The 20,339-nt window shown below is 72.3% G+C and carries 18 protein-coding genes; 10 read left to right on the top strand and 8 right to left on the bottom strand.

All coding sequences use genetic code 11. The features are described from left to right. The first annotated feature begins 34 nt into the window (after positions 1-34). Genes rbfA through FHD63_RS09195 form a run of 5 tightly spaced genes read left to right on the top strand, consistent with a single transcriptional unit; the run spans position 35 to position 5,400 of the window. Positions 35-487: a 30S ribosome-binding factor RbfA gene (rbfA, locus tag FHD63_RS09215; RefSeq protein ID WP_139721805.1), complete on the top strand. Its 453-nt coding sequence runs from the start codon at positions 35-37 to the stop codon at positions 485-487. Beyond that, positions 484-1,407 carry a tRNA pseudouridine(55) synthase TruB gene (truB, locus tag FHD63_RS09210; protein WP_139721804.1) on the top strand — a complete coding sequence of 308 codons (924 nt, stop codon included), beginning with the start codon at positions 484-486 and terminating at the stop codon, positions 1,405-1,407. The genes rbfA and truB overlap by 4 nt, the downstream gene beginning before the upstream one ends. Positions 1,408-1,417: 10 nt before the next feature. Further along, positions 1,418-2,383 (top strand): bifunctional riboflavin kinase/FAD synthetase, encoded by a 966-nt coding sequence (locus tag FHD63_RS09205; RefSeq protein WP_139721803.1) that lies wholly within the window; start codon positions 1,418-1,420, stop codon positions 2,381-2,383. A 7-nt stretch (positions 2,384-2,390) separates the two neighbouring features. Then, positions 2,391-3,527, top strand: a complete 1,137-nt coding sequence (gene rodA / locus FHD63_RS09200) for a rod shape-determining protein RodA (RefSeq protein WP_139721802.1) — start codon at positions 2,391-2,393, stop codon at positions 3,525-3,527. A 34-nt stretch (positions 3,528-3,561) separates the two neighbouring features. Then, entirely contained in the window at positions 3,562-5,400 is a 1,839-nt protein-coding gene (locus FHD63_RS09195; RefSeq protein ID WP_139721801.1) for an AMP-dependent synthetase/ligase, read from the top strand. An 80-nt stretch (positions 5,401-5,480) separates the two neighbouring features. Here FHD63_RS09195 and xylB read toward each other — a convergent pair whose 3' ends face one another. From xylB to FHD63_RS09170, 5 genes are read right to left on the bottom strand one after another with little or no spacing between them, the layout of a single operon-like run. Continuing rightward, positions 5,481-6,896, bottom strand: coding sequence for a xylulokinase (xylB, locus tag FHD63_RS09190; protein WP_139721800.1), 1,416 nt, complete (start codon positions 6,894-6,896; stop codon positions 5,481-5,483). Then, entirely contained in the window at positions 6,883-8,388 is a 1,506-nt protein-coding gene (locus FHD63_RS09185) for a mannitol dehydrogenase family protein (RefSeq protein WP_139721799.1), read from the bottom strand. Before FHD63_RS09185 ends, xylB begins: the two co-directional genes overlap by 14 nt. Positions 8,389-8,396: 8 nt before the next feature. Then, positions 8,397-9,308, bottom strand: a complete 912-nt coding sequence (locus tag FHD63_RS09180) for a carbohydrate ABC transporter permease (RefSeq protein ID WP_139721798.1) — start codon at positions 9,306-9,308, stop codon at positions 8,397-8,399. Continuing rightward, entirely contained in the window at positions 9,308-10,252 is a 945-nt protein-coding gene (locus tag FHD63_RS09175; protein ID WP_139721797.1) for a carbohydrate ABC transporter permease, read from the bottom strand. The genes FHD63_RS09180 and FHD63_RS09175 overlap by 1 nt, the downstream gene beginning before the upstream one ends. Then, positions 10,249-11,487 carry an ABC transporter substrate-binding protein gene (locus FHD63_RS09170; protein ID WP_238705606.1) on the bottom strand — a complete coding sequence of 413 codons (1,239 nt, stop codon included), beginning with the start codon at positions 11,485-11,487 and terminating at the stop codon, positions 10,249-10,251. Before FHD63_RS09170 ends, FHD63_RS09175 begins: the two co-directional genes overlap by 4 nt. 313 nt (positions 11,488-11,800) lie before the next feature. Between FHD63_RS09170 and FHD63_RS09165 the strand changes: the two genes are divergently transcribed. Further along, positions 11,801-12,742: a sugar-binding transcriptional regulator gene (locus FHD63_RS09165; RefSeq protein WP_158296745.1), complete on the top strand. Its 942-nt coding sequence runs from the start codon at positions 11,801-11,803 to the stop codon at positions 12,740-12,742. Between the two features lie 12 nt (positions 12,743-12,754). Here the strand turns inward: FHD63_RS09165 and FHD63_RS09160 are convergent, their stop codons facing one another. The 3 genes from FHD63_RS09160 to serC all read right to left on the bottom strand — a co-directional run bounded on the left by FHD63_RS09160 (position 12,755) and on the right by serC (position 16,415). Further along, complete coding sequence (locus FHD63_RS09160) at positions 12,755-13,954, bottom strand: MFS transporter (RefSeq protein ID WP_275100651.1); 1,200 nt, start codon at positions 13,952-13,954, stop codon at positions 12,755-12,757. A gap of 178 nt (positions 13,955-14,132) precedes the next feature. After that, a complete protein-coding gene (locus tag FHD63_RS09155; RefSeq protein WP_139721793.1) occupies positions 14,133-15,323 on the bottom strand; it encodes a phosphoglycerate dehydrogenase in 1,191 nt (396 codons plus the stop codon). Positions 15,324-15,335: 12 nt separating this feature from the next. After that, positions 15,336-16,415 carry a 3-phosphoserine/phosphohydroxythreonine transaminase gene (gene serC / locus FHD63_RS09150; RefSeq protein WP_139721792.1) on the bottom strand — a complete coding sequence of 360 codons (1,080 nt, stop codon included), beginning with the start codon at positions 16,413-16,415 and terminating at the stop codon, positions 15,336-15,338. Between the two features lie 410 nt (positions 16,416-16,825). On the opposite strand from serC, the gene FHD63_RS09145 reads away from it, so the two are divergent. The 4 genes from FHD63_RS09145 (at position 16,826) to rpmA (ending at position 20,322) form a co-directional block, all read left to right on the top strand. Next, positions 16,826-19,150: an Rne/Rng family ribonuclease gene (locus FHD63_RS09145; RefSeq protein WP_238705604.1), complete on the top strand. Its 2,325-nt coding sequence runs from the start codon at positions 16,826-16,828 to the stop codon at positions 19,148-19,150. 56 nt (positions 19,151-19,206) lie between these two features. Continuing rightward, entirely contained in the window at positions 19,207-19,542 is a 336-nt protein-coding gene (locus tag FHD63_RS09140; RefSeq protein ID WP_139721790.1) for a hypothetical protein, read from the top strand. Positions 19,543-19,707: 165 nt separating this feature from the next. After that, positions 19,708-20,022: a 50S ribosomal protein L21 gene (gene rplU / locus FHD63_RS09135; protein WP_058892430.1), complete on the top strand. Its 315-nt coding sequence runs from the start codon at positions 19,708-19,710 to the stop codon at positions 20,020-20,022. 30 nt (positions 20,023-20,052) lie between these two features. Beyond that, positions 20,053-20,322 (top strand): 50S ribosomal protein L27, encoded by a 270-nt coding sequence (rpmA, locus tag FHD63_RS09130; protein WP_058892429.1) that lies wholly within the window; start codon positions 20,053-20,055, stop codon positions 20,320-20,322. Positions 20,323-20,339: the final 17 nt, after the last annotated feature.

Below are 20,339 nucleotides of genomic sequence, written 5' to 3'. Positions count from 1 at the left end.
GTCGGGGAAGGCCCGACAGCCCGAGGAGGACGACATGGCAGACCAGGCGCGCGCACGGCGCATCGCCGAGCGGACCAAGCAGCTGGTGACCCAGGGACTGTCCCAGGTGGTCAAGGACGAGCGGGTCGGCTTCGTGACGATCACCGACGTCCGGGTGACCGGCGACCTGCAGCACGCCAGCGTCTTCTACACCGTGCTCGGCAGCGACGAGGACCGCGAGGTGGCGGCGGAGATCCTCCAGACCTACCGGGGACGGCTGCGCAGCTTCGTCGGCAAGGGCCTGGGCATCCGCCTCACGCCGACCGTGGAGTTCATCCTGGACGCGCTGCCCGAGGACGCCCAGCACATGGACGAGCTGCTCCAGGAGGTGGCGCGCCGCGACGCCGAGCTCGCCGCCGGGCGCCAGGAGTCGGGCTACGCCGGCGAGGCCGACCCCTACCGCAAGCCGCGGGCCGCCGAGGACGACGAGGGGTCCTCCGGCGCATGAGCAGCCCGCAGCGGGCGCCCTTCGTCGGTGACGGCCTGCTCGTCGTGGACAAGCCCGCGGGGTGGACCAGCCACGACGTCGTCGCCCGGGCCCGCCGGCTGTGCGGGACCCGCAAGGTCGGCCATGCCGGCACGCTCGACCCCATGGCGACCGGGGTGCTCGTCCTGGGTGTCGGACGGGGCACCAAGCTGCTCACCTTCCTCGTGGGCAGCGACAAGGCCTACACGGCCACCGTGCGTCTGGGCCAGGCCACCCTCACCGACGACGCCGAGGGCGAGGTCGTCTCGGCCGCGGACGCCTCGGGCCTGTCCGAGGAGCAGATCGCCGCCGCGGTGCGGGACCTCACGGGCGACCTCGAGCAGGTGCCCAGCGCCGTGAGCGCCATCAAGGTCCGGGGGGAGCGCTCCTACGCGCGGGTGCGCTCCGGCCAGGACGTGCAGCTGGCTGCCCGGCCCGTGCGCGTCGCCCGCTTCGACGTGGGCCAGGTCCGTCGGGAGGGTCGGACGGTGGACCTGGACGTCGAGGTCGAGGTCTCCTCGGGGACCTACGTCCGCGCGCTCGCCCGCGACCTCGGTGCCGCCCTCGGGGTCGGCGGCCACCTCACCGCCCTGCGACGGACGCGGGTGGGCGGGCTCCGGATCGAGGAGGCCAGCCCGCTCGAGGAGCTGGCCCTCGACGGGGCGGTGGCCCGGCACCTCGTCCCGCTCGCCGACGCCGCCCGCGCCACCCTCACCGCCCGGCTCCTCGACGACGCCGAGGCGCGGGAGCTCGGCCACGGTCGACGCATACCCTCCGAGCAGCCCGGACGGACCGCACCCGTGGCGGCGTTCGCCCCGGACGGGCACCTGGTGGCGGTGCTCGACGAGTCCCGCGAGCAGGCGAGGGCGCACGTGGTCCTGGCCCCTGCCGGGTCCGGTTAGAGTGACGCCCGTGCATCGCTGGACCAGCCTGGAGGACCTCCCGGACGACCTCGGCCCGACCGTGGCGACCCTCGGCAACTTCGACGGCGTCCACCTCGGCCACCAGGCCGTGCTGCGCACGGTCACCGACCTGGCCCGGGAGCGGGGCGTCCCGGCGGTCGCCGTCACCTTCGACCCGCACCCGGTCGCCGTGCTGCACCCGGAACGGGCGCCGCGGGAGATCGTCGGGCTGGAGCACCGTCTGCAGCTGCTGGAGGAGGCGGGCCTCGACGGGGTGGTCGTCATCGAGTTCACCAAGGAGTACGCCCGGCTCCTGCCGGAGGACTTCGTGGTCGAGACCTTCGTCGACGGCCTGCAGGCCGAGGTGGTCGTGGTCGGCCAGGACACGCGGTTCGGGCTGCACAACTCCGGGGACGTCGCCACCATGCGCCAGCTGGGGGAGCTGCACGGCTTCGACGTCGTCGTGCAGCACACGGCAGGGGCCCTGGCGGACGGCCGGCGCACGTGGTCCTCGACCGCGCTGCGGCAGGCCATCGCCGACGGCGACGTGGCCCTGGCCGCCCAGATCACCGACCGCCCCCACCGGGTGTCCGGCACCGTGGTGCACGGGCACCACCGCGGCCGGCAGCTCGGCTACCCCACGGCCAACCTGGGCCCGGACCGGGTGGGCATGGTGCCGGCCGACGGCGTCTACGCCGGGTGGCTGGAGCGGCCCGAGGTCGACCCCCGGGACCCCGACCGGAGACTGCCGGCAGCCATCTCCGTCGGGACCAACCCGACCTTCGACGACGTCGACGACCGGACGGTCGAGGCCTACGTCCTGGACCGCACCGACCTCGACCTCTACGGCGAGCTCGTCAGCGTGGACTTCCTGGCCCGGCTGCGGGGCAACGTCCGGTTCGACTCCGTCGAGGAGCTCACCGAGCAGATGGCGCGCGACGTGGACCGGAGCCGCGCCCTGCTCGCGGGGGACTGACCGCTCCGTGCGGGAGCGCTACCTCCGCACGGACTGGGCCCCCTTCGTGGCAGGGCTCGGGCTGAGCCTCGTGGGTGCCGTCCTCATCTGGTCGGCGACCCACGAGTGGGCCGGGACGGCCCTGGCGGTGCGTCACCTGGTCAACACCCTCGTCGGCGTGGCGGTGGGCCTCGCGGTCATCGCCCTGGACGTGCGCTGGCTCCGCGCCGCGGCGCCCTGGGTCTACCTCGCGGGACTGGCCGGCCTCGTGCTCGTCCTCACCCCCGTGGGGCAGACGGTCAACGGGTCTCGGTCCTGGCTGTTCCTGCCCGGCGGATTCTCGCTGCAGCCCGCCGAGCTCGCCAAGATCGGTCTGGTGGTGGGGCTGGCGATGATCCTGGCCGAGGGCCGCGACCCCTACCGCCGCCCGGGGTGGCGGGAGGTGCTCCCTGCCTGGGTGCTGGCGGCCGTGCCCGTCGCCCTCATCATGCTGCAGCCCGACCTCGGCAGCGGCCTCGTCCTGGGCGTCCTCACCCTCGTCGTCGTCGCGACCTCCGGGGCCTCCTGGCGGTGGAGCGCGGCGGCGGCGGTGGTGGCGTGCGCCGCGGTCGTCGCGGCCATCCGGATCCCGCTGCTGGACCCCTACCAGGTGGACCGTCTGCTGGCCTTCCGCGACCCGGGCCTGGACCCCGAGGGCATCGGCTACCAGACGAGGCAGGCCCGGCTGGCGATCGGCTCCGGAGGGTGGTCGGGCACGGGTCTCGGCGAGGGACCCCAGACGCAGGGCGGGTTCATCCCCTTCCAGTACACCGACTTCATCTTCTCGGTGGCCGGGGAGGAGCTGGGCTTCGTCGGTGCGGTCGGCCTGCTGGTGCTGCTGGGCTTCCTCGTGGTCCGCGGGCTGGTGGTCGCACTGCGGTGCGAGGAACCCTTCGGACGCCTGCTCGCGGTCGGCGTCGCGTCGTGGTTCGGCTTCCAGATCTTCGAGAACGTCGGGATGAACCTGGGGCTCATGCCGGTCACCGGGCTGCCCCTGCCGTTCCTGTCCTACGGGGGGTCGTCGATGCTGGCCTGCTGGGTGGCGCTGGGGCTGCTGGCCTGCGCCAGCGGGCGGGACCGGGCGGCGCGTCCGTCTTGGCCGCCCCGGTCGAACCTGCCAAGATGAGCATCCGCAGGACCATACGACTTGAGGAGTTGCCGTGGCCCGTCTCACCGATGAGCAGCCAGATCTCGCCCTGATCGAGAACCGTGTCCCCAGTGTCGGGCACCTCTTCCGGGACCGGGTCGCCGCCACGCCGGACGCCGACGCCTTCCTCTACCCCGAGGGCCAGTCGTGGCCCACCCTCACCTGGGCGCAGACCGGGGACCGGGCCTACGCCCTCGCCGCCGGTCTGGTCGAGTTCGGCGTGCAGCCGGAGGAGCGGGTGGCGCTCGCGTGCTCGACCCGCATCGAGTGGGTCCTGGTCGACCTGGCGGTCATGTGCGCCGGGGCGGCCACGACGACGATCTATCCCACCACCCTGTCCCAGGACGTCGCCTTCATCATCACCGACTCCGGCAGCCGGGTGGTCGTGGCCGAGGACGACGAGCAGGTGGCCAAGGTGCTCGAGCACCGGGCCGAGCTGGGCGCCGTGCTCAAGATCGTCGTCATCGACGGGTCGGGCGACGGCGGTGACATCATCACGCTGGCCGAGCTGGAGGAGCTGGGGCGGCGCCGGCTCGAGTCCGAGCCCGGGGTGGTCGACGCGCGCATCGACGCGCTCACCCCGGAGCACCTCGCGACGATCATCTACACCTCCGGCACGACCGGACGGCCCAAGGGCGTCCGGCTGCCCCACTCGGCGTGGACCTACGAGGGCGCCGGCGTGGACGCCGTCCACCTGCTGGGCCCGGACGACCTGCAGTACCTCTGGCTCCCGCTGGCCCACGTCTTCGGCAAGTGCCTCCTCGTCCTGCCCCTCCAGATGGGGTTCCCGACGGCCGTGGACGGCCGGGTCGACAAGATCGTCGAGAACCTCGCCGTCGTCCGGCCGACCTTCATGGGCGCGGCTCCCCGCATCTTCGAGAAGGCCTACGGCCGCATCACCACCATGATGGCCGACGAGGGCGGCGTGAAGCAGAAGCTGTTCACCTGGGCCGGCGGGGTCGGCAGGGAGGTCGCCGAGATCCGCGCCTCCGGGGGTGAGCCGGCCGGTCTGCTCAAGGCCAAGCACGCGGTCGCCGACAAGCTCGTGCTCTCCAAGATCCGGGAGCGCTTCGGCGGACGCATCCGCTTCTTCATCTCCGGCTCGGCCGCGCTCAACCACGACATCGCCCGATGGTTCGACGCGATGGGGCTCACCATCATCGAGGGCTACGGCCTCACCGAGTCCAGCGCCGCCTCGATCGTCAACCGCCCGCGTCCCGGGGTCAACAAGATCGGCACCGTGGGCTGGCCGCTGCCCGGCACCGAGGTGCGGATCGCCGACGACGGGGAGCTGCTCATGCGTGGCCCCGGGGTCATGACCGGCTACCACCAGAACGACGAGGCGACGGCGGAGGCGCTGCAGGACGGCTGGCTCGCGACGGGTGACATCGCCGAGATCGACGAGGACGGCTACGTCCGGATCACCGACCGCAAGAAGGACCTCTTCAAGACGTCCGGCGGCAAGTACGTCGCGCCCTCGCGCATCGAGTCCCTGTTCAAGGGCATCTGCCCCTACGCCAGCCAGCTCATCGTCGAGGGGGACGGCCGCAACTTCGTGTCCGCGCTCATCACGCTCGACCACGACGCCATCACGGCCTGGGCGGCCAAGAACGGCATGGCGGGGGACAGCTACGCCCAGATCGTCACCTCGCAGGCCGCGCGGGAGATGGTGCAGCACCACGTCGACCAGCTCAACGAGCAGCTCGCCCGGCACGAGCAGGTCAAGCAGTTCCACATCCTGGACCACGACCTGTCGATCGAGGACGGGGACCTGACGCCGAGTATGAAGCTCAAGCGGCGCGCGGTGACGGCGAAGTACAAGGACGAGCTGGACGCGTTCTACACCGGCTGACCGTCGTGGTCCGGCGCCGCCCGCGGGCGGCGCCGGACCACGACGGAGCCGCCTCGGTGCGACGGGCCGGCCCCGGCGGGTCAGCCGTGGAGGGTCCGGACCAGCTCGCGGTAGCGCTCCACCACGTGCGTGGCGTGCTCGGAGGGCCTGGCCTCCAGCTGCGCCGACGTGGGGACCGGCCAGTCCGGCAGCTCGCCACCCCGCAGCGTCCACGCCGCCTGCCGGGCGGCCCCGAGGGCGACGTACTCGCGCGCCTCGGGCACGACGACCGGGACCCCCAGCAGGTCGGCCGCGATCTCGCGGACCGCGCGGGAGGCGACGGCGCCCCCGATGAGGTGGATGCGCTCGACGGTGACGCCCTCCCGGGCCAGCGAGTCGACCCCGGCCCCCACACCGAGCAGCATGCCCTCGACCATGGCGCGGGCGAGGTTGGCCGGGGTGAGGTTGTCCCGGGTGAGGCCGGACAGCGTGCCCGTGGCGTCGGGCAGGTTCGGGGTCCGCTCCCCGTCCAGGTAGGGCAGCAGGGTCAACCCGCCAGCGCCCAGCTCCGCCTGCAGGGCGAGGGTCTCCAGTCCGGCCAGGTCGGTGCCGAGGGCGCGCGCCCCGGCGGTCAGCACGCGGGCCGCGTTGAGGGTGCAGACGAGGGGCAGGTAGGTGCCGGTGGCATCGGCGTAGGACGCCACCTCCCCGGTCGCGTCGTGGCTGGGGGAGTCGTGGCGTGCGAAGGCGGTGCCGCTCGTGCCGAGCGACATGACCACGTCCCCCGGCCGGAGGCCGAGACCGAGGGCGGCAGCGGCGTTGTCGCCCGTGCCGGGCCCCAGGACCATGCCGTCCTGGGTGCGGCCCGCCTCCTCGTGCGGCTCCAGCACCTGCGGCAGCTCCAGGTCGCGGTCGACGGCCAGGCGCAGCAGCTCCCGGTCGTAGTGGCCCGTCGCCGCGTCGAAGTAGCCGGTGCCCGAGGCGTCCCCACGGTCCGTCACCCAGTCCTCACCCGAGCCGCCCCGGCGGCGCAGGATCTGACCGGTGAGCCAGTCGTGCGGGAGCACGCAGGTGCGGGCCCGGGCGAACACCTCGGGCTCCTGGGCGGCGCTCCAGCGCAGCTTGCTCACGGTGATGGCCGCCAGCGGGACGACCCCCACCCGGTCCGCCCAGGCCTGCGCGCCGCCCAGCTCCTGCACGAGGTCCCTGGCGGCGTGCGCCGAGCGCGTGTCGTTCCACAGCAGGGCCGGACGCACGACGGCGTCCTCCTCGTCGAGGAGCACCATCCCGTGCTGCTGACCCCCCACGGACAGCGCTGCGACGTCCTCCAGCAGGCCGCCGGAGGTGGCCTCCTCGAAGGCGGTCCACCAGTGCTCCGGGTCGACCTCGGTGCCCGAGGGGTGCGTACCGCGCCCCTCGCGGAGGACCTCTCCGGTGTCGGCGTCGCAGACGACGACCTTGCAGGACTGCGTCGAGGTGTCGACCCCGGCGACGAGGGTGCGGTCAGTTCCAGTCACGGTCCTCCAGCGTGGTGCGTGCTCCCACCTCGTGCAACCGCTGAAGGAAGTGGCGGTAGGCGGACGCGAACCGCTCGTCGTGGCGCAGGTCGCCGAAGAAGGTCTCGTCCTCGAGGAAGGCCAGCGGCTCCTCGTCCTGCCGTGCGGCCGCGGCCATCACCCGGTCCCGGTGGCGGTCCACCACCTCGATCGGCTCGCCCTGCTCGTCCACGCCCTCGGCATACCGGGCCCAGGAGGCGACGACGAGGGCCGACCGGTCGATGGAGCCGTCGTGCTCCAGGTTGTGCCGGATGACCGGCACCAGCCACTTGGGGATGCGGTCGCTGCTCTCGGCGCAGAGGCGGGCGAGGGTGTCCCGCACCTCGGGGTTGGCGAACCGCTCGACCAGGGTGCGCCGGTAGTCGGAGAGGTCGACGTCCGGCACCTCGGGGAGGGTGGGGGACCCCTCGTGCTCCATGTAGCCCAGCAGGAACTCCTCGAACAGCGGGTCCTGCGCCACCTCGTGGGCGTAGCGGTAGCCCGCGAGGTAGCCGAGGTAGCACAGCGCCTGGTGGCTGGCGTTCAGCAGCCGGAGCTTCATGAGCTCGTAGGGGACGACGTCGTCGACGACCTGGACCCCGACCTCCTCGAAGGCGGGCCGCCCGGTGGGGAAGTGGTCCTCGAGGACCCACTGGGTGAACGGCTCGCACACCACCGGCCAGGCGTCCTCGATGCCGAAGCGCTCGGCCAGGGCGTCGATGTCCTCCTGGCTGGTGACGGGGGTGATCCGGTCCACCATCGCGTTGGGGAAGGACACGTGCTCGGTGATCCAGTCGGCGAGCGGGTCGCCGGTGCGGTTCTCGTCCTGCATCCGCGCGAAGGAGGTGATCATCTGGCTGGCCACGTCGCCGTTGCCCGGGAGGTTGTCGCAGGACATGACGGTGAACGGCTCCACGCCGGCGTCCCTGCGGCGGCGCAGCGCTTCGGTGATGAAGCCGAACGCGCTGCGCGGGTCCTGCTGCGGCGCCTCGATGTCGGCCTGGAGGGACTCGTCGGCCGGGTCGAACTCACCGGTGACCTGGTTGACGTGGTAGCCGCCCTCGGTGATCGTCAGACTGACGATCCGGACGTCCGGGTCGGTCATCCGGGCCAGGACCGCCTCGGGGTCGTCCGGAGCGAAGAGGTAGGCCGACATCGCCCCGATGACGCGGGGCTCCAGAGCGCCGTCGGGGTGCTTCACCACGAGGGTGTAGAGGCAGTCCTGGGCGGCCATGGCGTCCCGCATCCGGGCGTCGCCGGGCATCGTGCCGACCCCGACGACCGACCACCCCAGGTGCTCCTCGGGGGCCTCCTCCATGAGCCGGTCGAGATACATCGCCTCGTGCGCGCGGTGGAAGCCACCGACGCCGAAGTGCACGATGCCGGGCCGGAGGGCGGACCGGTCGTAGGTCGGGCGTGCCACGTCCTCGGGCAGCCCCGGCAGGGTCTCCTCGCTGAGCTTCATGGTCGACATTCTCCCGGTCACTTGACGGCGCCCATCGACAGGCCCTGCACGAGCTTGTCCTGGGCCGCGAACCCGGCCGCCAGGACCGGCAGCGAGACGACGAAGGACGCCGCGCAGACCTGGGCCAGGAACAGACCCTGGCTGGTGACGAAGCTGGTCAGGAAGACGGGTGCGGTCCCGGCCACGGTGCCCGTCAGCACCCGGGCCAGCAGAAGCTCGTTCCAGCTGAAGATGAAGCAGATGAGCGCTGCCGCGGCGATCCCGGGCATGACGACTGGGGCGATCACCTCCCGCAGGGTGCGCAACAGGCCGGCGCCGTCGATCTGCGCCGCCTCGAGCATCTCGACCGGCACCTCGGACAGGAAGGACTGCAGCATCCAGATCGCGATGGGCAGGTTCATCGTGGTGTACAGCAGGATCAGCAGCCACACCGTGTCGAGCAGCCCCACCTGGACGGCGAACAGGTAGATCGGCAGGAGCCCGGCCACGAGGGGGAGGAACTTGGTGGACAGGAAGAAGAACATCACGTCGGTCCACCGCTTCACCGGCCGGATCGACAGCGCGTAGGCCGCGGGGAGCGCCAGCACGATGACCAGGATCGTGGACACCACGCTGGCGGTGAGCGAGTTGAGCAGCGGCGGCCACGGATCTGCCCCGAAGAAGCTGCGGTAGCCCTCGAGGCTCAGCGGGGCGAAGAAGCTCGGCGGGTTGGTCGCCGCGTCGGTCTCGGCGTGGAGGGACGTGAGGACCATCCAGAGCACGGGCGCCACGAAGAGCAGCCCTACCGCCCAGGCGAGGACACCCAGACCGGCGTTGCTGCGCCGGCCCCTCGAGCGGTTGCGGTCGGTCTCGGAGCGACGCCTCGGCGCCCGCGCCTCGGTCCGCTCACCCGGCGGCGTGGGGCCGACGTCCTCGTTCGTGGTGCTCATCAGGACTCCTCCTTGAACATGCTGAAGACGGTGCGCAGCGCCAGGATGCCGATGATGATGGTGCCCAGGACGGTGACGACACCGGCCGCTGACGCCCGCCCGTAGTCCTGGCCCACGTAGAACGTCTGGTAGATGAAGTACGGGAGGTTGGCCGTGCCCAGCCCGCCCTGGGTGATGGTGAAGACGTGGTCGAAGGCCTGCACGATGTAGATCGCTCCCAGCAGGGTGGACAGCTCGAGGTAGCGGCGCAGGTGCGGCAGTGTCATGTGGGTGAAGATCTGCCAGTTGTTGGCCCCGTCGAGCCGGGCCGCCTCGATCACGTCCAGCGGCCGCGACTGCAGACCCGCCAGCAGGATCAGCATCATGAACGGCGTCCACTGCCACACCAGCGAGACGATGATGGAGGGCAGCGGATAGGTGCTGATCCAGTCCGGTTGGGGTGCGTCGGCCCCGAGCACGAGCGTGAGCAGTCCGTTGAGGAGGCCGTACTCGGGGTTGTACAACGCGTGCTTCCACAGCAGCGCCGCAGCGATCGGCACGACGAGGAACGGGGTGATCATCATCGTGCGCACGATGCCGCGTCCCAGGAACTTGCGGTCCAGGAGCAGGGCGATGGCCAGTCCGAGCACCAGGCTGAGCAGGACGATCGAGACGGTGAGGATGACCGTGGCGACGACGGCCTCCCGGGTGTTGGTGTCGGTGAACACCCGCACGAAGTTGTCGAAGCCGGTGAACCCGATGTCGTCCGGGTAGTAGGCGTTCCAGTTCATGAACGAGATGACGATCGTCGCCGCGAACGGCAGCTGCGTCATCACGATCACGAAGACGAGGGCCGGGAGCAGGGGCGCGCGTCGTGCCCACGCACCCGCCTTCTTCATGGTCTGGGAAGGCTGCCCCGCGGCGGTCCCCGGCGCCTTCCGCCCGGCGGTGGTCTGGGTGCTCATGAGTCCTCCCGGGCGCGGTAGATCTCGGCGATGTCCTCGGCCAGTTCCTGACCCTGGTCCAACGCCTCGTCGACACTCAGCCGGCCGGCGATCGCGGAGCTGATGTCCTGGCTGATCTGGGTCCCCATGGCCGGGAACTCGGGCATCGCGAGGAACTGGATGCCGGGGACCGGGCTCGGCTCGACGCCGGCGTTCTCCGGGTCGGCCTCCTGGATGGCCCGCAGCGTCGGCTCGGCGAAGGCCGAGGCGACCTCGAGGTAGTCCTCGTTCTCGTACGTCGACGCACGCTTGCCGGCGGGCACGCTGGTCCAGCCGAGCTCCTCACCGACCAGCTCCTCGTACTCCTGGCTGGAGGCCCAGGAGATGAACTCCCATGCCTCCTCCTGCTTCTCGCTCGCCGCCTGGATCCCCCAGGACCATGCGTAGAGCCATCCCGAGCTGTCGGTCTCCACGACCGGAGCGGGGGCGTAGCCCAGCAGTCCCTGCACCGGTGAGCCCTCGGCCTCCAGGGAGCCGGCAGCCGAGGTGGCGTCGTACCACATGGCCGTGTTGCCCTGCGTCAGGTTGTTCAGGCACTCGGTGAAGCCGGACTGGGCTGCGCCGCTCTGCCCGTGCTCCTGCACGAGGTCGACGTAGAAGGTGACGGCCTCGGTGAACTCGGGGGCGTTGACACGTGCCTCCCAGTCGACCGTGAAATAGTTGCCACCGAACGTGTTGACCACCGTGGTCAGCGGCGCCATCACCTGGCCCCACCCCGGGAGCCCGCGAAGGCAGATGCCGGCCATGCCCGGCTCGGCCCCGTCCAGCTGGGCCGCGAGCTCGGCCACCTCCGGCCAGGTCGGCTGCTCCGGCATCGTCAGTCCCTCGGCCTCCAGGATGTCCTTGCGGTACATGAGGAACGAGGACTCACCGTAGAACGGCTGCCCGTAGACCTGACCCTCGTAGGACAGCGAGGTCTCCAACGAGTCCAGGATGTCCTCCTGGTCGTAGTCCTCGTCGGCGGCGATGAAGTCGTCCATGGGGACGATCCACCCGGCCCCTGCATAGATCGGGATCTCGAAGTTGCTGAGGGACGCGACGTCGTACTGGCCCGCCTGGGAGGAGAACTCCTGGCTGATGTTGGCCCGGACGTCGTTCTCGGGCAGCGCGGTGAAGTTGACCGCGATGCCGGTCTCGGCGGTGAAGTGCTCCGCGGTCAGCGCCTGGAGGTCCACCATCTGTGGGTTGTTGACCATCAGCACGTTGATACTGCTGTCGCCACCACCCACCCCTCCTCCCCAACCACCGGCACAGCCCGCGGCCGCCAGGGCCACGGTCGTCGAGGTGATGACGACCAGCGTCCTCGCTGGTCCGTGGTTCCTGGGCACAGGCCGCCTCCCGGGTCGGTCACGCTCATGCGAGCGCGCGATCGTGCACATACGAGTATCCTCAGTGAAACGCGCACACCCGCGCTTGTCAAGGACGTGGACCTCACGCGTCCGACCCGGGAGAATGGTCCTCCCACCGTCCGCCCGATCCTCGGGTCGTTCCACCAGCAGGAGGTATGTCGTGCCCGTCCGGGAGGAGCGTGACCTCACCCTGGCCGTCGCCGTGGCCCGCCGGCACTACGAGCAGCGGCAGGCCAAGACGGACATCGCCGAGGCGCTCGGGATCAGCCGGTTCAAGGTGGCGCGTCTGCTCGACCTCGCGCACGAGGCGGGGGTGGTGCGCATCGAGATCGTCGAGCCTGACGACCGGGACGGCCGGCTGGCCGAGGAGCTGCGCGCGCGCTTCTCGCTCGAGCACGCCCTGGTGGCCCCCGTCTCCTCCACCGCCCTGGACGTCCGGGCCGAGCTGGGACGGGCCGCGGCCGGCCTCCTCGGCCGGGTCCTGCGGCCCGACGACGTCCTGGGGCTCCCCTGGAGCCGTGCGGTGCACGACATGGTCTACGCGCTGCAGTCCCTGCCCCCCGTGGAGATCGTGCAGCTCAGCGGTGCCCTGGTGGGCATCAGCGAGGACTCCAGCGCGGTGGACCTGGTCCGGCGCGCGGGCCGCATGTCCGGGGGAGGGCGCCAGATGTTCTTCGCCCCGCTCGTCATGCCGGACGCGGCCGCCGCCGAGGCGGTGCGGCGTGACCCGGCGGTGAGCGGGACGCTCGCGGCCGCCGACCAGGTGACCGTCGCCGTGGTCGGGGTGGGCGCCTGGGCCGAGGGCCAGTCCACGATCTACGACGCGGTCGACGTGGAGTGCCGCGACCGGGTGGCCGAGGCCGGGGTCGTCGGGGAGGCCGTGGGGGCCTGCTTCGACGCGCGGGGCGAGCTGGTGCGCACCTGCCTCTCGGAGCGCCTCATCGCGCTCTCGCCCGAGCAGCTGCGCGGCATCGACCGGGTCCTCGCCGTGGCCCACGGCGAGGGCAAGGTCGAGGCCCTGCGCGCCGCGATGTCCGGGGACCTCATCAACGGGCTGGTCACCACCTACGACACGGCTCAGGCGCTGCTCGGCCGGGCCTGAGCCGGGACGCGGTCACGCTGCGGCGACGCCGTCGTCGGGGTCGCCCGGGTCCCCGGGGGGCATCCGCCAGGCGGCGAGGGCGGCCGGCACCGCCAGGACGGCGCACGCCCCGGTCACGACCGGCGTGAGCTCGAGGTGCAGGCTGAGGACCCCGACCGTCGCGAGGGTCACCAGGAAGCCGACCTCGCCGGCCACCCCCGCCATCGAGGTGACGGTCGCGCGCGTGCGGCTGCTCGGCCCGAGGGCGTGCTGGAGGCGGGCGTCGCCCGCCACGTAGAGGCTGCTGGCCAGCGCGTACCCGAGGCCCAACGACCCCGCGCCCGCCCACCCTGATCCCGCGGCACCGAGGGCCAGGAGCGCCCCGGCGAGCAGCACCAGGGCGGCGTGCCGCCCGCCGGTGAGCAGGGCGACCCGGTCGCTGAGCGAGGTCCCCAGGGCCTCGAGGAGGACGATCCCGGCCATGACGAGGGCGACGCGGCCCACCGGGGCCCCGTCGTCGGCGAGCAGCAGCGGGAAGTACTCGTCGACGCCGACGAGGGTGACGACGGCGGCATACCCCAGCAGGACCCGACGCACGGGGCCGGCCGCGCGCGCCTGGGCGAGCCCCTCGCGCAGGGTGGCCGCCCAGCCCTGCGGGGTCCGCTCCTGCGGACGTGGGTCGGGCGCGGGGTCCACCGCCCGTGGTGACGTCGGGTGGGGCGGTGCGGACGGCCCCGGGGGGCCGGGTGTGCCGCGGCGGGCCGGACGCGGCAGCCGCAGGGTCACCCCGACGTGGAGGACCGCGACGGCCACGCTGACCGCCCCCACGAGGGCGTACCCGCCCAGCTGGTGCAGCGGCGCGGCCGCCGCGATCGCCACGGCCATGAGCAGCAGGGCGACGCTCTCCGCGCGTGCCTTGACCCGGGCGTACCTGCTGCTCCGTCCGTGCGCCGCGAGCTGCTCGAAGAGGTAGGCCTCCCAGGTGCCCGAGTGCAGGGCGTCCGAGCACGACCACAGGACGAAACCGAGGAGGAAGCCCCAGAAGCCCGGCCACACCATCCAGGTGGCGAACGCCGCGACGTAGACGACGCCCGAGACGAGGAGCACCGTGCGGCGGTCGAGCAGGTCCGCCCAGGCCCCCGAGGGCACCTCCAGCACGAAGGCGCTCAGCGACCACACCGCGAGCAGCACCGAGATCTGGGCGGTGCTGAGGCCCCGGTCGGCGAAGAGCAGGGCGTAGATGCCGAAGAGCGGGATCGCCTCGTGCGTGGCGCGGTAGGCGACCGCCAGCCCGGAGAGGGAGACTCAACCCTCCCCGGCGGGGAAGCGGGGGTGCGACATGCCGGCCAGCCTAGCCCTGGACCGGGCCGGACGGGGGCTGCCGCAGCGACCCCCGCCCGGCCCGGCGCCGTCAGTCGATCTTGCGGGCCCGGATGATGCCCTCGATGGCCAGGATCGAGTCCTTGAGGTCGTCGCGGACCTCGCCCTCCACGTCGACGAGGGTGTAGGCCACCTCGCCCTTCGACTTGTTGGTGAACTCGGCGACGTTGAGCCCGGCGTCGGCGAGCGTCGCGGTGATCTGGCCGATCATGTTGGGCTTGTTCTCGTTGAAGATGCCCAGCCGGGTGGTGCCGGGGGTGCGGGCCATGACCACCTCGGGGAAGTTCACCGAGTTCCGGATGTTGCCGTGCAGCAGGTAGTCCGAGAGCTGGTCGGCGGCCATGACCGCGCAGTTGTCCTCGGCCTCGCCGGTCGAGGCGCCCAGGTGGGGCAGCGCGATGACCTTGGGGTGCACCGACCCGGCCTCGCTCGGGAAGTCGTTGACGTAGGCGTGCAGGTGCCCCGAGTCCAGGGCCTCCAGCACGGCCGCCTCGTCCACGACCCCGCCGCGGGCGAAGTTGAGCACGACGCCGCCGGCCGGCATGGTCGCGATCCGCTCGGCGTCGACCAGACCCTTGGTCGCCTCGATGAGCGGGACGTGCAGGGTGATCATGTCCGAGCGCGCGAACAGCTCCTCGACGCTGGTCACCTGCTCGACGTTGGGCGAGAGCTGCCAGGCGCGCTCGACGGTGATGGCGGGGTCGTAGCCGAGCACCTTGAGGCCCAGCGACTGCGCCGCGTTGGCGACGAGCACGCCGATGGCGCCGAGGCCGATGACCCCTAGCGTCCTGCCGGGCAGCTCGTACCCGGCGAACTGCTTCTTGCCCGCCTCGACCTGCTTGTCCAGGTCGGCCCCGCCGAGCGACTGCTCGGCGACGAGACCGCGGGTGTAGTCGGCGGCGTGGTAGAGGTTGCGCGCCGCGAGCAGCATGCCCGCGATGACGAGCTCCTTGACCGCGTTGGCGTTGGCGCCCGGGGTGTTGAAGACGGGGATGCCGCGCGCCGCCATGGCGTCCACGGGGATGTTGTTGGTGCCGGCCCCGGCGCGGGCGACGGCGTAGAGCGACTCGGGGATCTCGACGGAGTGCAGGTCCGCGGAGCGCAGCAGGATCCCGCGGGGCTGCGCGATGTCGGTGCCGATGTCGAAGACGTCCCGGTCGAGGCGCTGCAGGCCGATGGGGGAGATCGCGTTGAGGGTCTGGATCGGGTAGGTCTGGCTCATGGGAGTGGTGTCTCAGCCGTTCTGCTGCTCGAAGTCGGTCATGAAGTCCACGAGGGCCTGGACGCCCTCGATCGGCATGGCGTTGTAGATGCTCGCGCGCATCCCGCCCACGCTGCGGTGGCCCGCCAGCCCGGAGAGCCCGGCCTCGGCCGCGGCCGCCACGAAGGGCTTCTCGAGCGCGCCGTCGGGCACGAGGAAGGGCACGTTCATCCAGGAGCGCGCCGCGGGCTGGACGGGGTTGGAGTAGAAGTCCGAGGCCTCGATGGCGCCGTAGAGCAGGTCGGCCTTGGCCTGGTTGCGGCGCGCCATCTCCGCCACGCCCCCCTGCTGCTCGACCCACTCCAGGACCAGCCCCACGAGGTACCACGCCAGGGTCGGCGGCGTGTTGAGCATGGAGTCGGCGTCGGCCATGGCCTTCCAGTCCAGGGCGGCGGGCACGTCCGCGCGCGCCCGGTCCAGCAGGTCCCGGCGGACGACGACGACGCAGATGCCTGCCGGCCCGAGGTTCTTCTGCGCCCCCGCGTAGACGACGCCGAACCGCGAGACGTCCAGCGGGCGGGAGAGGATCGTCGAGCTGGCGTCGGTGACGACCGGCACCGCACCGGCGTCCGGGACGTAGGGGAACTCGACCCCGCCGATCGTCTCGTTCATCGTGTAGTGCAGGTAGGCGGCGTCCGTGGGGACCTCGACCGACCCCGGCGCCGGCACCGTGGAGTAGTTCGACTCCTTCTCGTCCGCCAGCACCTGCACGTCGACGTACTTGCGGCCCTCGGCGATCGCCTTCGCGGACCAGGACCCCGTGTTGAGGTAGGCCGCGGGGGCGCCGGGGGAGGCGAGGTTGAGCGGCACCGCGGAGAACTGCCCGGTCGCCCCTCCCTGGAGGAAGAGCACCGCGTAGTCGTCGGGGACCGACAGGAGGTCGCGCATCCGGCGCTCGGCCTCGGCCGCGATGGAGACGAACTCGGCGCTGCGGTGGGACATCTCCATGACGGACATCCCGGACCCGCGCCAGTCGGTGAGCTCGGACTGGGCGCGCTCGAGCACCTCGAGCGGCATGGTGGCTGGACCGGCTGAGAAGTTGAAGACTCGCACGGGGACCTACCGTACCGTCAACCCCTGCCCCTCCCGGCCACGGGGCGCCGGTGGGTCCGGGGCGCCGTGGGTGGGTGCGACCCGGGCTCGACGATGCCGTGCGCGACGCGGTGTGTGCGATACTGCCTAGCGGTCGAACGGCGTCCCACAGCGTCGTCCGACCCGGTACGAGCCCCTGCGGTGCGCCCACGAGGTCAGCACGCAGGTCGTGGACGTGATGAGGCTCATCGCGTCGGGAGCCCGTGCCGCGCCGGAACCGGTGCCGCGCGACCGCGCGAGCCGCAGCCGGTGACACAGGACGACTTCCGTCGTGGCCGGCCGGCCACGCCGACACTGCACCCGCGTCGCGCGGGAGGGAGGCCTCCGGGCCGGGTTGTGGACCGCAGCCGCGCGACCTGGAAGGACACCACGTGTCTGACGAACGCACCTCCGCAGAACCCGTCGACGGGCAGCCGTCACCCGAGCAGGGCACCGAGGTCCCGGGCGCCGGGACCGAGGCCACCGCGGGCGAGCAGCCCGTGGCCGAGGACCCGGACGCCGAGGACCCGGACGCCGAGGACCCGGACGCCGAGGACCCGGACGCCGAGGAGCTCGACACGCCGGACGCCGAGGACGACGCCCCGCCGGCCCCGGCCAGCACGCCGTCCTTCGGGCTCGTGTTCCAGGCTCCGGACCTCACCGACCTGCCGCCGCGGCGCTCGCGCCGGGCCACGTCGGCCTCCACCGCACCGGCGCCGGCCCCCGAGGTCGAGCCCGAGACGACCTCCGAGGACGCCCCCGCGGGTCCGGACGGGGACGACGGGGACGACGACAACGGCGGTCGGGGACGCCGGCGTCGCCGCCGGGGCGGCAAGGGTCGACGCTCCCGCGCCGGTGAGGACGGCGCCGCCGAGCAGGCCGAGGACCAGCCCGAGGAGGCGGCGGCGGAGCCGACGGGGCAGGACAAGCCCTCCGGTTCCTCCCGGCGCCGTCGCGGTGGGGGAGGCTCGGGGTCCAAGGGCTCCGGCAGCTCCCAGGCGGAGCAGAAGGGCGGGGAGGACGCCAAGGGCGGCCAGGCCGACGACCAGGTCGACGCCCAGGAGTCCGAGGGTGACTCGGCCGGTGGGACCAAGCGGCGCCGCCGCCGTTCCCGCAGCGGCAGCGAGCGCTCCGCCAAGGACGAGGTGTCCTCGGTCAAGGGCTCCACCCGGCTCGAGGCCAAGCGGCAGCGCCGGCGTGAGGGCCGGGAGGCCGGGCGTCGCCGCACCATCATCACCGAGGCTGAGTTCCTCGCGCGGCGCGAGAGCGTCGAACGGGTCATGGTGGTCCGCGGGCTCGAGGACCGTACCCAGATCGCCGTCCTGGAGGACGGGGTGCCGGTGGAGCACTACGTCTCACGCTCGGCGCAGTCCACGATGGTGGGCAACGTCTACCTCGGGCGGGTGCAGAACGTCCTGCCCAGCATGGAGGCGGCCTTCGTCGACATCGGCAAGGGCCGCAACGCGGTGCTCTACGCCGGGGAGGTCAACTGGGACGCCGCCGGGCTGGAGGGCAACCAGCCCAAGCGCATCGAGAACGCCCTCAAGTCGGGGGAGTCGGTCCTCGTCCAGGTCACCAAGGACCCCATCGGCCACAAGGGCGCGCGGCTCACGTCGCAGGTGTCCCTGCCCGGTCGCTACCTCGTCTACGTGCCCGGGAACTCGATGACCGGCATCTCGCGCAAGCTGCCGGACACCGAGCGCACCCGCCTGAAGAAGATCCTCAAGGAGGTCGTGCCCGGTGACGCCGGGGTCATCGTCCGCACCGCCGCCGAGGGCGCCTCGGAGGCCGAGCTGCGCGCCGACGTCGAGCGGCTGACCGCGATGTGGGAGCGGATCGAGACCAAGTCCCGGACCGCCAACGCGCCCTCCCTGCTGCACGGCGAGCCGGACATGACCGTGCGGGTCATCCGCGACGTCTTCAACGAGGACTTCGCCAAGCTCGTCGTCTCCGGCGAGAAGGCCTGGAACGAGGTCAAGCGGTACATCGACGACGTGGCCCCGGACCTCGCCGACCGCGTCGAGAAGGACACCGGCACGAGCGACGTCTTCACGACGTACCGCGTCCACGAGGCCATCGCCAAGGCGATGGACCGCAAGGTGTGGCTGCCCTCGGGCGGCTCGCTCGTCATCGACCGCACCGAGGCGATGACCGTCGTCGACGTCAACACCGGCAAGTTCACCGGCTCCGGGGGCAACCTGGAGGAGACGGTCACCAAGAACAACATCGAGGCGGCCGAGGAGATCGTGCGGCAGCTGCGGCTGCGCGACATCGGCGGCATCATCGTCGTCGACTTCATCGACATGGTCCTGGAGAGCAACCGCGACCTGGTCGTCCGACGGCTCCTGGAGTGCCTGGGCCGCGACCGGACCAAGCACCAGGTGGCGGAGGTGACCTCGCTCGGGCTGGTCCAGATGACCCGCAAGCGGGTCGGGTCGGGCCTCATCGAGGTCTTCTCCGAGAACTGCACGCACTGCTCGGGCCGGGGTGTCGTCGTGCAGACCGAACCGGTCGTGCGCAACGGCGGCGACGACGGCAACGGCGGTGGCAACGGCAACGGCAACGGCGGCGGCAAGCGACGCGGCAAGGGCCGCGGTGGCAACGGCGGCTCGGGCGGCACCAGCACCGGCTCCGAGCCCAAGAACGTCCTGCCCGCCCCAACCCGTCCGGCCCGACCCCGGCCCAGATCGCCGCCGCGGCCCACGCCGCGGCGCTGAGCGCGGGCGCGAGCTCGGAGGCCGCGGACGCGGCTGCCGGGGCGGCCGCCCACGAGGTGGCCGACCAGGGCGAGGCGCAGGCGCCGGCCACGGTGCCCGAGCGCGGCACGGCGCCCAGCGAGCCGGAGCCCGCCGCGGCGGACGTGGCGACCACGCCGCCGACCACCCCCGAGCCCGTGTCGGACGCGGCGCCGGTGACCCAGGAGCCGGCGCCGGCCCCCAGGCGTCGCCGTCGGGGGCGGGTCGTGGCCCCGGCCGGACCGCCCGTGGGCGAGGACGCGTCGACGTCGTACCCGGACGGCTCCACCGCCCCCCAGGGCTCCTCGGACTCCTCCGACGGGACCCACCCGCAGGAGGCGTCCTCCGACCCGGTCTCCGGGACGTCCGGCTGAGTTTGGAGGCGGGGCACCGCGCACGGTAGTCTGGTGCGTCGGTTCGCCCCAGGTGTGCGGCACCGGTCTCGCAGACGACATCCTCGTATGTCGGCTCGACCGGCCGTCCACATCGTCCAGGGCGCGTCCGAGCCCACCGCGACAGAAGCAGAAAGCGAGTTCAACGTGTACGCGATCGTCCGTGCTGGCGGCCGCCAGGAGAAGGTCTCCGTCGGCGACGTGCTGACCATCGACAAGGTCGGCGGCAACGCCGCGGCCGGCGACACCGTCGAGCTCGCGCCCGTGCTCCTGGTCGACGGTGACGCCGTGACCACCGACGCCGACGCCCTCGGCAAGGCCACCGTGACCGCCGAGGTCGTGGGTGCCGTCAAGGGCCCCAAGATCGTCATCCAGAAGTACAAGAACAAGACCGGGTACAAGAAGCGGCAGGGCCACCGCCAGCCGCTCACCCAGGTCAAGATCACCGCGATCGACGCCTGAGCGTCACCCGAGCCAAGGAGGAGTCAGCAGATGGCACACAAGAAGGGTGCGTCCTCGACCCGCAACGGTCGTGACTCGAACGCGCAGCGCCTGGGCGTGAAGCGCTTCGGCGGCCAGGTTGTCGGCGCCGGCGAGATCATCGTCCGCCAGCGCGGGACCCACTTCCACCCCGGCGAGGGTGTCGGCCGTGGCGGTGACGACACGCTGTTCGCGCTGGTCCCCGGGGTCGTCGAGTTCGGCGCCAAGCGGGGCCGCAAGACCGTCAACATCGTCGGCCAGAGCGCGACCGTCGACGCCTGAGGCGCGGCACCACACAC

The sequence above is a fragment of the Serinicoccus chungangensis genome (assembly GCF_006337125.1).
Lineage (GTDB): Bacteria > Actinomycetota > Actinomycetes > Actinomycetales > Dermatophilaceae > Ornithinicoccus > Ornithinicoccus chungangensis.
This window is presented reverse-complemented; position numbering and strand designations above follow the sequence as displayed.